The following is a 12,972-nucleotide window of genomic DNA, read 5'->3' on the forward strand; positions in this document are numbered from 1 at the left end:
ATCAGTCGCGCCGGACGATATAATGTCGCGCCAGATCGGTTTCGATCTGGCGGGCATGTTCGGTGTCGCGGGCTTCCACCATCACCAGCAGTTCGGCCGTCTGAACGGACGGGGACGCGAACAGGCGGTGATGGGAGACTTCGATGATGTTCCCGCCGTAATTGCCGATGCGGGCCGAAATATCCGCCAGCATGCCCGGACGATCGGGGATCTGGAAAATCAGCCGCAGGATCCGTCCGTCCCGGAGCAGGGAGCGCAGGATCGTGTTGGCGAGGATGCGGGCATTGATGTTGCCGCCCGAAAGGGGCAGGGCAACGCGGCGTCCCTTGAACAGCTCCGGATAGGCCAGAACCGCCGCGAGACCGGTAGCCCCCGCGCCTTCGCAGACCTGCTTGGCCTTTTCGGCCAGCGTCGTGATGGCGCTTTCGACCTGAAGCTCGCTGACGACAAGGATCTTCGAGATCTTGTTGCGAAAGGCATTCAGGCAGTGATCGCCGAGTTTCGTGACGGCGATACCTTCCGCGATGGTCGAGCCGCCCTGTGTCGGGCCGTCTTCCTGCGGATAGTTGGACAGGGACGCATAGGCCTCGACCTGTACGCCGATGACCTCGACATCCGGGCGAAGTGCGGCCATGACGGTGGCAAATCCACCGATCAGGCCCCCTCCACCCACGGGTACGACAACCGTATCGATGTCCGGAGCATCTTCCAGAAGCTCCAGTGCCGCAGTGCCCTGACCGGCGATGACGGCCGGATCGTTGAAGGGATGGACGAGGACGCGGCCATCCTGCTTCTGGAGTTCGGCAGCCGTCTCGCTGGCCTGAGCGAAATCATCGCCCGCGAGCACGACATTAGCGCCCCAGGCCTGCGTTGCCGCGACCTTGGTGGCCGGAGTGAAGCGCGGCATGACGATGGTGGCGTCAATGCCGAGAAGACTGGCCTGACGGGCCACACCCTGTGCGTGATTGCCTGCCGAGACGGTAATGACGCCACGGGTTCGCTCTTCCGGCGTCAGGAGGGCCATTTTGTTGGCTGCTCCGCGCTCCTTGAAGGAGCCGATTGCCTGAAGGTTTTCGAGCTTGAGCGTAATCTCCGCGCCTGTCAGCCGGGAAAGGGCCGGACAGGCGATGGTCGGCGTGCGGACCACCGTGGACGCGATGCGCTCATGGGCGCTCTCGATATCCGCGATGGTCACGACAGGGGTGGTGGACGTCAGGACGTCAGACATCAGCGATATGTGACCTTGAGGATTTCATAGGTCCGGTCTCCGCCAGGGGCGGGAACGGAAACGGAGTCACCGACATCCTTGCCGATCAGGGCCTTGGCCAGCGGCGAGGAAATCGAGATCAGGCCCTGCTTGATGTCGGCTTCATGGACGCCCACGATCTGGTACAGGGCTTCCTTGTCGGTCTCTTCGTCGACGAGTTCGATATGCGCGCCAAAACGGACGCGCGTTCCGGTCAGCGTCGAAGGGTCGATCACCTCGGCATTGGAGATGATGCCTTCCAGCTCCAGGACGCGGCCTTCGATGAAGGACTGGCGGTCACGGGCGGCGTGATATTCGGCGTTTTCGGACAGGTCACCATGTTCGCGGGCTTCTGCGATGGCGCGGATGACGGCCGGGCGGTCAACGCTCTTGAGGGTCCGCAACTCGTCTTCGAGACGCTGCTGTCCCTTCGCGGTCATGGGGATCTTCTGCACTCTGAAATCCTCGAAAAAGCGTGACTGAAATTATGATGAAGCCAGACAGCCTAGGGTTTGCCGGGGTTTTTTGCAAGGTGGGGCGGCATGATGCCTGTATATGTCAGGCATCATGCTGTTCCTACAGGCCGGGGTGGCTCATGGGCTGAGCTGCGTGAAAATGCAGGTTTGGTAGGAGGTAACCTGTGTAAGATCAGGCTTTCTTCTGACGTTCGCTCAGGACAAGCCAGCCAAAGCAGGCGGCGAGCCCGGCTGCCAAGAAAACGGCCATTTTCACACTGATGAGAAACCGTAGTGTCGCATCAGTTCATGCGACGAAATCACACCCTGATGAAAATGTTCGAGCACCAGGACGATGACCAGAAACGACAGTCCGGCGGGACCGGCGACGAAATGGTCGCCTGCAAGGCAGCGCTTCAGCAGCCCGATCTCGATGGCTGCCAGGGCCGCAACTGCCAGATAGACCATAAGATCGGTCCGAAGCGGAAAACCGCTGATGGCGAGCCTGAGCATCATGATGTCCTGCATGGAGAGGGGAGTTCCGGGACGTCCAGACTATCCGCTCCCTCCTTTGCGCGACAGGTCCGATGATCCCTTCCGGAAAGGCTGTGATCCCCTTGTGGAACAACCGGACCGGAAGGGTGTCGATAGGGTCAGAACTTACCCTTGAAGTAGGACTGGAGCGGGGCGACGCCCAGATTGTCTTCCTTCAGGACCGCGATGGCATAGGTTGCGGCACGGGCGCCAGCGATCGTGGTGTAATGCGGGACGCCCATGGTCAGGGCGCTGCGACGGATTTCGTAGCTGTCCTGTGCGGCCTGACCGCCCTGTGAGGTGTTGATAACCATCTGCACATCGCCCGAGCGGATGGAATCCACGCAGTTCGGACGGCCCTGCATCACCTTGTTCACGCGCTTTACGGGAATGTCGGCGGCTTCCAGACGGGACGCCGTGCCGCTGGTGGCGAGGATGGTGAAGCCCATGGCGACCAGCTTGCGGGCGAGAGGCTGGACGTGCGCCTTGTCGCTGTCACGAACGGACAGGAAGACCGTGCCCGCAAGCGGCAGTGTGACGCCAGCGGCAAGCTGCGACTTGGCAAAGGCGCGTTCGAAGCTAGAATCCAGCCCCATGACTTCACCCGTGGAGCGCATTTCCGGGCCGAGGATCGTGTCGGCATTGGCAAAGCGATGGAACGGGAACACGGCTTCCTTGACCGCGACATGCGGAGACACCGCACCGCCATCGAGCTTGAACTCGGTGAGCTTCGCGCCTGCCATGACGCGCGCGCCGATCTTCGCAACCGGAACGCCCGTGGCCTTGGCAACGAACGGTACGGTCCGGGATGCGCGGGGGTTCACTTCGAGAACGAAGACTTCCTGATCCTTGATGGCGTACTGGACGTTCATCAGGCCGCGGATGCCCAGTTCGCGCGCCATGGCTTCGGTCTGCGAGCGCAGTTCCGTCACCAGTGCCGGGGAGAGCGTATAGGGCGGCAGGGAGCAGGCGGAGTCACCGGAATGGATACCGGCTTCCTCGATGTGTTCCATGACGCCTGCGACATAGACATTCTCGCCGTCGCAGATGCAGTCCACGTCCGCTTCGATGGCATCGTTGAGGTAGTGGTCGAGCAGGACAGGGCCGGTCGAGACTTCCGGACCTGCGGCGCGCAGAACCTCGTTGAGGTAGCGTTTGAGGCCGGGCTTGTCATAGACGATTTCCATCGCACGGCCGCCCAGAACGTAGGACGGACGGGCGACAACCGGATAGCCGACTTCCTCGGCGATCTTTTCGGCTTCCGCCGGGCTGCGGGCGATGCCGTTGCGGGGCTGGCGCAGGCCGAGCTTGCGGAGCATGGCCTGGAAGCGCTCGCGGTCTTCGGCGCGATCGATCGCATCGGCCGGTGTGCCGAGCAGCGGGATGCCGGCCTCTTCAAGAGCGCGGGACAGCTTGAGCGGGGTCTGGCCGCCATACTGCACGATGCAGCCCAGAACCTTGCCGCCCTTGGCTTCGGTGCGGATCAGGGCGATCACGTCCTCGGCAGTCAGGGGCTCGAAATACAGGCGGTCCGAGGTGTCGTAGTCGGTGGAGACCGTCTCGGGGTTGCAGTTGACCATGACCGTCTCGAAACCGGCTTCGCGCAGGGCGTAGGCGGCGTGGACGCAGCAATAGTCGAACTCGATGCCCTGACCGATCCGGTTCGGGCCACCCCCGAGGATGATGATCTTGTCGCGGTTCGTCGGGCGGCTTTCGCAGTCCGGCGTGCCGAACCCGCCTTCATAGGTGGAGTACAGATAGGGCGTGTCGGAAGCGAATTCGGCGGCGCAGGTGTCGATCCGGCGATAGACCGGCGTGACAGCCAGTTTTTCACGCAGTTCTGCGACATCCGTGACGCTCTGGCCGGAAAGGCGAGCGAGCTGGGCGTCGGAGAAGCCCTGGGCCTTGAGGCGGCGCAGATTGTAGGCGTCCTTCGGCAGGCCGTTCTTTTCGATCTCGCGCTCGGACGTCACGATGTCTTCGAGCTGGCGCAGGAACCACGGCTCGAACTTGCAGGCTTCGTTGATCTGCTCGACCGACAGCCCGGCGCGCAGGGCCTGTGCGGCCATCAGGATGCGCTCGGGACGCGGTTCGGCGAGAGCGGCGAGATAGGCGTTGTGCGAACCGTCGCCGGGGGCTTCGACCGGGTCGAGACCGGTGAGGCCCGTTTCCATTGAGCGCAGGCCCTTCTGGATGGCTTCGGCGAAGGAGCGGCCGACTGACATGGCTTCACCGACCGACTTCATGGACGTCGAGAGCAGGGCCGGGGAGCCGGGGAACTTCTCGAACGTGAAGCGGGGGATCTTGGCGACGACATAGTCGATTGTCGGCTCGAAGGAGGCTGGGGTCGTTTTGGTGATGTCGTTCTTGAGTTCGTCCAGCGTGTAGCCGACGGCCAGCTTGGCGGCGATCTTGGCGATCGGGAAACCGGTGGCTTTCGAGGCCAGTGCGGAGGAACGGGAGACGCGCGGGTTCATCTCGATGACGACCAGACGGCCGTCCTTCGGGTTGACGCCGAACTGCACGTTGGAGCCACCGGTTTCGACGCCGATCTTGCGCAGGCACGCGATCGAGGCGTCCCGCATGCGCTGGTATTCCTTGTCGGTCAGCGTGAGCGCGGGGGCGACGGTGATGGAGTCACCGGTATGGACGCCCATCGGGTCGATGTTCTCGATGGAGCAGATGATGATGCAGTTATCCGCGGTGTCGCGGACCACTTCCATCTCGTATTCTTTCCAGCCGAGAACGGACTCTTCGATCAGGACTTCGGTCGTCGGCGAGGCATCGAGGCCGCCCGTGACGATCTGGTCGAACTCTTCACGGTTATAGGCAATGCCGCCACCCGCGCCGCCCATGGTGAAGGACGGGCGGATGATGGCGGGCAGGCCGACATCGGCCAGTGCTGCGCGGGCTTCTTCCAGTGTGTGAGCGATGGTGCTGCGGGGGCTTTCGATCCCGATCTCGTCCATGGCTTCGCGGAACTTCTGGCGGTCTTCCGCGCGGTCGATGACTTCCGCGTCCGCGCCGATCAGTTCCACGCCGTGCTTCTTGAGGAAGCCGGATTTGTCGAGCGCCATGGCGGCGTTCAGGGCTGTCTGGCCACCCATTGTCGGCAGGACGGCGTCGGGCTTTTCCTTGAGGATGATGCGCTCGACGAATTCCGGGGTGATCGGCTCGATATAGGTCGCATCCGCCAGGCCGGGGTCGGTCATGATGGTGGCGGGGTTCGAGTTGATCAGGATGACGCGATAGCCTTCCTCACGCAGGGCCTTGCAGGCCTGTGCGCCGGAATAGTCGAATTCGCAGGCCTGTCCGATGACGATCGGGCCGGCGCCGATGATCAGGATGGACGAGATGTCTGTCCGTTTTGGCATGGCTCAGGCTCCTGCGTTCGTGCTGTTGGCGGCGCGACGGTCCATGACCGCGACGAAACGCTCGAAAAGATAGAAACTGTCGGACGGGCCAGGGCTCGCCTCGGGATGGTACTGGACGGAGAAGGCGTCCTTCGTGGTGGACGCGATGCCTTCGTTAGAGCCGTCGAACAGGCTCACATGCGTCACTTTCACGTCGGTGGGCAGGGATTTTTCGTCCACTGCGAAGCCGTGGTTCTGGCTGGTGATTTCCACGCGGCCGGTTTCGACGTCCTTGACCGGCTGGTTTGCGCCGCGATGGCCGCGCTCCAGCTTGTAGGTCCTGCCGCCCAGCGCCTGTGCCAGCAACTGATGGCCGAGGCAGATGCCGAAGACGGGCACGTTCGCGTCGAGCACCGTGCGGATGGCGGGAACGGCATAGGTGCCTGTCGCGGCCGGATCGCCGGGGCCGTTGGAGAGGAACACGCCTTCGGGCTTGAGTTCCAGAATCTCTTCGGCCGTGGCCGTGGCGGGCAGGACGGTGACGTCACAGCCGGCGGTCACGAGGCAGCGCAGGATGTTGTCCTTGGCGCCGTAATCCATGGCGACCACGCGGCGGCGGTTTTCGCGCACGGGCTTTGTGGAGTGCCACACGCCTTGAGTCCAGACGCGCCTGGGGCGTGTCACTTCCTTGGCGAGGTCCATCCCTTCGAGGCCGGGCCACTGGCGCGCACGGTTCAGCAGGCTGTCCGTGTCGATACGGCCGTTTTCCGGGAAGGCGAGGATGGCGGTCTGGGGGCCGTTGTCGCGCAGGGTGCGGGTGATGGCGCGGGTGTCGATGCCGCTGATGCCGGCACGGCCATGATCGCGGAGCCATGCGGCGAAGGGCTCGTGGGAGCGCCAGCTTGCCGGGGCGGTGATGTCTTCCTTCACGACGGCACCGAGGGCGGCCATTTTCGGGGCCTCGTTGTCATCGGCGTTGGTGCCGACATTGCCGATATGCGGGAAGGTGAAGGTTACGATCTGCCCGGCGAAAGACGGGTCGGTCAGGGTTTCCTGATAGCCGGTCATGCCGGTGGAGAAGCAGAGCTCTCCGACGGCGCCTTCCGTATGGGCACCGAAGCCACGGCCCCACAGGACCGTCCCATCGGCAAGGACAAGGGCGGCGTTGGCGCCGGGAGGGCAGGGATTGGACACGTCCGTCTCTCTTTCTTGTTCTTGCTGGGTTTCAGTCGTGGTGAGGTCTGCTGTCAGATCCTGCAGGGCGATTCCCGGCACGCGCAGCAGGGCTGGCCAGTGCTTGGTCGGGACCATGCGGGACTGGCGCCATTTGCGGACGGCCTCGAGTCCGACGCCGGCAAGAGCGGCGATTTCGTCCGCGCCTCCGGCTTTTTCGATGATTCTGTCGATGTCCATGGTCGCCCCGTTGCTGGCTGCCGGATGTACTTCTGGGGCCTCTGAATAAGGGATCGGAAACGGAATGGGAAGTTTTTTCCCACTGCCTGTTTTGCATTATCGAGAGGGGTGGGAAGTTTTTTCCGAATGGCTTGTTTTGCGGCCACACGGGCTGCCGGATTGTTGCAAACCGGCTTTTGTGCGATTTTGCCGCCATTCAAGGAATGAGGGACGGCTCGCCGAGGGAGTTTCCTGCGGGCTGTCCGATGAAGGAGAACGGCGATGTCGCTTCGCAAGCAGATCATGGACGACCTCAAGACAGCCATGAAGGCCGGTCAGTCCGAGACGGTGGCCCAGATCCGCGGGATCACGGCCAAGATCAAGGATCTGGACGTTGCCGCCCGCGCCAAGAGCGCCGAGGTGACGGACACGGACATCATTTCCGCCCTGCGCTCCATGATCAAGTCTCGTACGGAATCCGCCACGATGTATCGTGAGGGTGGCCGTCCGGAGCTGGCGGAAAAGGAAGAGGGGGAGATTGCGACGATCAAGTCCTACCTGCCGCCGGAGCTGGATGAAGCCACGCTGAAGGCCGGGATTGAAGACGCCGTGAAGAAGACGGAAGCGGCCGGCATGAAGGACATGGGCAAGGTCATGGCCGCGCTGAAGGAGCGTTTCGGCGCGGATCTGGATCCGGCGAAGGCCAGTGCGCTGGTGAAGGCGCATCTTTCGGCCTGATCCGTCGATCAGTCGTATCGTGTGACGAAAAAGCCGCTCCTTCGGGGGCGGCTTTTTTTGTTTTCAGGGTGTCCGGCAGAGTCTGGCGTAATCGCTGGGCCGGTAGCCTGTGTTTTTGTGGAAGGCCGTGGCGAAGGCGCCGAGGCTTTCATAGCCGACATCCAGTGCCACGGTGGCTACGCTCTCGCCACGGGCCAGTTTTTCCTGTGCGTTCAGGATGCGCAGGCGCTGTCGCCAGACCGAGAATGGCAGTCCCGTTTCAAGCGTGAAATGGCGGACAAAAGAGCGGAGCGACATGGCGGCCAGTTCGGCCCAGTCTTTCTGGTCCCGTAGGTCTGCGGGGTTGTGGCTCAGGGTGTTGGCGACGCGGTAGAGTTTCTCGCTTTTCGGGAAAGGCAGGGACACGGAGACGCGCGGGGCTGTGAGGAATTCGTGCCAGAAGCATTCTGCGAGGCGGCTGATAGGCGCGTCCCATCGTGTTTCGTCGGCGTCGTGGGAGAGGCGGTCTGCCAGAGCGGTGAGCAGACGTGTTCTGCCAGCGAGAAAGGGTTTGTCTGGGAGTTCGGAGCATTTTGTTGCGCTGACATACAGGCTCCAGCCTGCGACGGCTCCGTGGGAGCGGGCTTCGTGCGGAATGTGAGGCGGGAGCCAGAGGCACTGGCCGGGGCCGATCAGCCAGTAGGCGTGCTCGGTGCGGATGGCCATGACGCCGCGCTCAATACCGAAGATCTGGCCGCGTGCATGGGCGTGTCGTTGGGCGATCCGGCGCGTGTTCTGCTTCATGTGGCCGCCGAGAAGCCATGGCGTTCCGGCATCTGGACGGTCTGCGGCGGCGGGGGTCATGAAGGAATTGGCGCACATGAGTCGAACTATGGCCTGAGAGCGTGAGAACACCAAAATGACTTTCGCTAGAACTGTGGTGTCCGAAAGGGTTTGAAACCTGAACGGAGTGTTCAGCGGGAGATCAGGAACATGAAAGTCGGCTTTGTGGGCCTCGGGGCCATGGGACATGCGATGGCGGAGCGTCTTCTCAAGGGAGGGCATGAGCTTGTCGTGACCAACAGGACGCGCGCGAAGGCGGATGATCTGGTGGCGCAGGGGGCTGTTTTTGCTGAAACGCCTGCGGATGTGGCGCGACAGGTGGAGGTCGTGTTTTCCATGTTGTTCGATGATGCAAGCACGGAAGAGGCTGTTTTCGGAGAGCACGGAATTGCCAAGGCTCTGGCGCCGGGGGGTATTCATGCATGCAGCAGTACGCTGTCCCTGGAGCAGGCGCGCCGTTTGCGGGACGGGCATGCGGAGCATGGGCAGGTCTATGTCAGTGCCAATGTGCTGGGACGTCCGCCAGCCGCGAAGGCGGGTGAGTTGTTTGTTGTGACGGCGGGTGAGGAGGAGGCGCTGAAGCGTCTGCGGCCTTTGCTGGAATGTTTCGGATCGAAGATTTTCGAAGTGGGGCCGGACCCGGTTCAGGCCAATCTGGCCAAGCTGTCGCTGAACTTCATGATCTATTCGACGATCGAGCAGATGGCGGAAGTTTTCGCGCTGAATGAAAAGGCCGGGACGGATCCGCATAAGATTTTCGAGATCATGACGGGCAGTTTTTACAACGCGCCGGTTCACAGGAATTACGGGAAGCTGATGGTCGATCATGAGTACGGCCATCCGGGTACGCCGGTAACGCTGGGGCTCAAGGACATGGAGACGTTCCTCAAGGCCGGAGGTGAGCATGCCGTGCCGCTGCCTTATGCCTCGGTGGTGCGGGACCGGTTGCTGAGCGCGATCAGTGCCGGGGACGCCGAGCGGGATTTTGTCGTGCTGCTGGAGCGGGCGCGGCAGGACAGCGGGCTGAAATAGGTGTCGGGCATGTCAGGAAAGACTGGGACGGCCGATCATGCGCCGGAAAAGATCATCCGGGACATGTTCGCCGTGTTTACGGATTTCGGGTCCGATCTGGATGTGCTGACGGCATTCATGACGCCGGATTATCGGCAGCTTGTGGATGGGCGGGAGATGACGCTGGCGGATTTCCGCGCCCATGCGCTGGCCCTGCGGGAGGGGCTTTCATCTCTGGAAATCGAGATCCTGCATCTGGTCTGTGAGGCGGATCGGGCGGCGACGGTTCATCTGGCTTCTGCGACCCGCCCTTCCGGAGTGCGGAGCGTGATCCGGGTGGTTGCGTTTTACCGGTTCCGTGACGGACGGCTCTGTCTTGTGGATGAACTGACACGTGTCCAGCAGGGCCATGACAGTGACGATGCGCTGGGAAGCCTGCAATAGGGTGGGGCAGGGTTTGACAGCGCGGCGGCGGGGTCCTCACTCTGAAATCCTGTTTTGCGGATGAGGTCAGGATGTCGGCAGGTGGTTCAACGAAGGTCGTTTTCATTGCGCTGGGGGTCAATCTTGCGATTGCCTGCGTGAAGGGTGTGGCGGCTCTGCTGACCGGTTCGGCCGCGATGCTGGCGGAGACGGTTCATTCCTTTGTCGACTGCGGCAACCAGATTCTGCTGCTGGTGGGCATGAAGCGTGCGGCGGCTCCGGCAACGAAGGAGCATCCGCTGGGGCATCACCGGGAGCTTTATTTCTGGACGCTGGTGGTGGCGGGCGCGCTGTTCATCGGCGGTGGGGTCGCCTCCCTGCATGAAGGCTGGGAGAAGGTCCGGCATCCGGCGGCGATGGATCAGGTCCATGTGCTGGGGCATGTCTTTCCGGGCTGGTGGCTGAATGTCGCCATTCTCGGGATTTCGGGCAGTATGGAAGGCTACGGATTTCTGGCGGCCATGAAATCCCTGCCGTCCGGGAAAGGTTCCCTGTGGACCATGATCCGCCGCAGTACCGATCCGGGGCTGTTTGTCGTGCTGTTCGAGGATGGGGCGGCGCTGGTCAGTCTGACGATCGCGCTGGTCTTCACCGTGCTGTCCGTTGTGACGGGCTGGCATGTGCTCGATGGCGTGGCGTCGCTGCTGATCGGGGTGGTTCTGGTGATTGTCGCGATGCTGCTGACGAACGAGACGCGCTCTCTGCTGGTCGGGGAGAGCAGCCCCGAAATCGATGCGTTCGTGCGGGCCCAGGCGGCGAAGCTGCCAGGTGTGGTCGGGGTCAACGAAGTCGTGACCGAGACGCGGGGGCCGGGGAGTATTATAGTCCTGCTGTCGCTGGACTGGGACGATACGCTGACGGCCGGGCAGGTGGAGCAGGGGGTTTCGGCGCTGGAGCGGTTAACGCGGGCGCGGTATCCGTCGGTGCTGCGGATGTATGTCGAGGCGCAGGACCAGCGCGACAGTGCTCCGGATATTGCCGCGCAGCCTTCCTGAATGCCGATCGGGCCCCCTTTCGGGAGCCCGACAGTGTCAGTCGTGAGAGACTGGCAGGGCTTTACTGCGGTTGTGTGGCCGGCGTGCCTTGTGCCGGAGTTCCCGGCTGGGTCGTGCTGTTCATCTGGCCCGGCGTGGTGGAGTGTTCGACATCGTAGGCGGTGGCCTTCTCGATGTAGGTGCCCTTCGCGCCCGGATGCTCCTTGTCATACAGGGCGGCCTTCGCGCGGGCTTCCTTGCGGTAACGGTGACGGACATACATGCCGGTCACGCAGCCACCCATGGCGCCCAGGACGCCGTGATGGTTGGCGACATGTCCACCAACGGCGCCGGCAGCGCCGTATTTGAGGCAGCCACCCGGTTCTGCCTCGGCCGTCGTGATCGACGTTGCCAGCAGACCGGCTGCGGCGGCAAGCATCAGGTACTTTTTCATGAGTGCTTCCTGTTTTTCCAAAGCTGTCGGGATGGCCGGCAGCAGAGATACGGTTGCCAGCATGCCTCAACCCTGCGTTCAGAACAACTGGGTGGAACAGCGCACCACGTTTTCGGCCGGCGCGCTGAAGGTCCAGATGGTCCCGTCCGGTTCGTGGCGGCAGGAACTGCTGGCGCCGGGGATCGAGCGGGGATTGTGTTCGATGACGACCGAACCGAAGCCGCGACGTTCGGGTCTGGCGACGGCGGGGCCGCCGGTCTCTTTCCAGCACATCCGGAAGACGGGTTTGTCCTCTTCGTCGCACAGACCCCAACTGACGGTTACGGTTCCGGTGTCGTTCGACAGGGCGCCGTATTTGATGGCGTTGGTGGTCAGTTCATAGATGGCCAGGCCGATGCGGTCGGCGGTGTCGGGGACGAACTGAAGCTCCGGATCGCCTTCGATCCGCAGGCGTGTGGGTGGGAAATCGCCCGCCACCGCGGTCTGGGATGTGACGACATCGTGGACCGTGGCGCCCGTCCATTCGCCGTGGATCAGAAGGTCCTGACTGCGGGCGATGGAGGTGATGCGCTCTTCCAGAACCTTGACGAAGGGCGCCGTGGGGTCGGGGACGGTGCGTCGGATCAGCGCCTGGAAGATGGCGAGCATGTTCTTGGAGCGATGGCTCAGCTCGTTGAGCAGCAGGGCGATCCGCTGTTCGTGCTCGCGCTGGATCGTCACGTCGCGCGAGACGCAGAGAATGGTTTCGACGCTCTGATCGGGGTTCAGGAGCGGGGTCAGCATGTTGTCCCAGTGCCGGACGGGCTGACCGGCAAGCTGGCTGATGCCCATGAAGCGGGCGTTCTGTCCTTCGGCGGCATCCTTCAGGGCTGCGTCGCCGGGAAGATGTGCTTCCGGAGGGAGCAGGTCAAGCCAGCGCATGCCGAAGCCTGAGATGCTGTCCACACCGAGGGCCTCGCAGCCCGCGGTGTTCATGTGAACCAGCGTGCCGTCTTTCGCGATTTCCTTGATGCAGTCCACGCTGGCATTGAGCATCCGGTCGCGGATGGCGGCCTTCTGAAGAAGGGCTTCCTCGTGACGTTTCTGCTCATGGATGTCGGTCAGGATGAGGAGGCGGACTGCCTCCCCGTCGTTGGTGGCCGGGCACTGAACGAGGCGCAGGAGGAACCAGCGGGTGTGACCGTCAGGATTGAGGATGCGGAAGCTTGTGCTCCGGAAGCGGTCTGATGGTGTGATGTCGCGGAGGAGGCGGGTGATTTCCGCCTGATCGGCGGGAACGAGGGCTGGCAGCCACTCTGAAAAAGGCAGGGGCATGCCAAGCGCGTCGGCCTGCTGCCTCCAGGCCGTGTTGAAGTGCATGGTGCCTGTGTTGCTGACAGGCTCCATGCAGATCAGGTCAGGCAGGAGGTCGAAGGCGGGACAGGAAATGTCGGGTGGGGCGGTCTGTGTCTGTCCCATATCTCTTTCTGACGGTAGCGCGCAGCATTGCGATGGCTTCAGGATCCATGCG

The 12,972-nt window shown here is 62.8% G+C and carries 12 protein-coding genes; 4 read left to right on the plus strand and 8 right to left on the minus strand.

All coding sequences use genetic code 11. The features are described from left to right. Position 1: 1 nt before the first annotated feature. The 5 genes from GFJ39_RS01655 to carA all read right to left on the minus strand — a co-directional run bounded on the left by GFJ39_RS01655 (position 2) and on the right by carA (position 7,001). Positions 2-1,228, minus strand: coding sequence for a threonine ammonia-lyase (locus GFJ39_RS01655; protein WP_153429256.1), 1,227 nt, complete (start codon positions 1,226-1,228; stop codon positions 2-4). After that, entirely contained in the window at positions 1,228-1,701 is a 474-nt protein-coding gene (greA, locus tag GFJ39_RS01660) for a transcription elongation factor GreA (protein WP_011251910.1), read from the minus strand. Before greA ends, GFJ39_RS01655 begins: the two co-directional genes overlap by 1 nt. A gap of 273 nt (positions 1,702-1,974) precedes the next feature. Continuing rightward, the gene (locus tag GFJ39_RS01665; protein ID WP_153429258.1) at positions 1,975-2,229 is read right to left on the minus strand and encodes a hypothetical protein; all 255 of its coding nucleotides are present in this window, start codon (positions 2,227-2,229) and stop codon (positions 1,975-1,977) included. A 125-nt stretch (positions 2,230-2,354) separates the two neighbouring features. After that, positions 2,355-5,609: a carbamoyl-phosphate synthase large subunit gene (carB, locus tag GFJ39_RS01670; RefSeq protein ID WP_153429259.1), complete on the minus strand. Its 3,255-nt coding sequence runs from the start codon at positions 5,607-5,609 to the stop codon at positions 2,355-2,357. Between the two features lie 3 nt (positions 5,610-5,612). Continuing rightward, the gene (carA, locus tag GFJ39_RS01675) at positions 5,613-7,001 is read right to left on the minus strand and encodes a glutamine-hydrolyzing carbamoyl-phosphate synthase small subunit (RefSeq protein ID WP_153429260.1); all 1,389 of its coding nucleotides are present in this window, start codon (positions 6,999-7,001) and stop codon (positions 5,613-5,615) included. A gap of 261 nt (positions 7,002-7,262) precedes the next feature. Between carA and GFJ39_RS01680 the strand changes: the two genes are divergently transcribed. Further along, positions 7,263-7,718: a GatB/YqeY domain-containing protein gene (locus GFJ39_RS01680; RefSeq protein ID WP_041110791.1), complete on the plus strand. Its 456-nt coding sequence runs from the start codon at positions 7,263-7,265 to the stop codon at positions 7,716-7,718. A 63-nt stretch (positions 7,719-7,781) separates the two neighbouring features. On the opposite strand, the gene GFJ39_RS01685 is transcribed toward GFJ39_RS01680, so the two are convergent. After that, positions 7,782-8,579 (minus strand): AraC family transcriptional regulator, encoded by a 798-nt coding sequence (locus GFJ39_RS01685; RefSeq protein WP_228391734.1) that lies wholly within the window; start codon positions 8,577-8,579, stop codon positions 7,782-7,784. A 72-nt stretch (positions 8,580-8,651) separates the two neighbouring features. Between GFJ39_RS01685 and GFJ39_RS01690 the strand changes: the two genes are divergently transcribed. The 3 genes from GFJ39_RS01690 (at position 8,652) to GFJ39_RS01700 (ending at position 11,029) form a co-directional block, all read left to right on the plus strand. Next, positions 8,652-9,572, plus strand: coding sequence for an NAD(P)-dependent oxidoreductase (locus GFJ39_RS01690; protein WP_228391735.1), 921 nt, complete (start codon positions 8,652-8,654; stop codon positions 9,570-9,572). Positions 9,573-9,581: 9 nt separating this feature from the next. Then, on the plus strand, positions 9,582-9,995 hold the full coding sequence (locus GFJ39_RS01695) for a nuclear transport factor 2 family protein (protein ID WP_153429262.1): 414 nt from the start codon (positions 9,582-9,584) through the stop codon (positions 9,993-9,995). 71 nt (positions 9,996-10,066) lie between these two features. Beyond that, positions 10,067-11,029, plus strand: coding sequence for a cation diffusion facilitator family transporter (locus tag GFJ39_RS01700; protein WP_153429263.1), 963 nt, complete (start codon positions 10,067-10,069; stop codon positions 11,027-11,029). Positions 11,030-11,090: 61 nt separating this feature from the next. Here the strand turns inward: GFJ39_RS01700 and GFJ39_RS01705 are convergent, their stop codons facing one another. Together GFJ39_RS01705 and GFJ39_RS01710 are read right to left on the minus strand one after the other, a co-directional pair. Next, positions 11,091-11,462 (minus strand): hypothetical protein, encoded by a 372-nt coding sequence (locus tag GFJ39_RS01705; protein ID WP_153429264.1) that lies wholly within the window; start codon positions 11,460-11,462, stop codon positions 11,091-11,093. A gap of 78 nt (positions 11,463-11,540) precedes the next feature. Further along, positions 11,541-12,920, minus strand: coding sequence for a sensor histidine kinase (locus GFJ39_RS01710; protein WP_153429265.1), 1,380 nt, complete (start codon positions 12,918-12,920; stop codon positions 11,541-11,543). Positions 12,921-12,972 lie beyond the last annotated feature (52 nt).

The sequence above is a fragment of the Gluconobacter aidae genome (assembly GCF_009547075.1).
Classification (GTDB): Bacteria; Pseudomonadota; Alphaproteobacteria; order Acetobacterales; family Acetobacteraceae; genus Gluconobacter; species Gluconobacter aidae.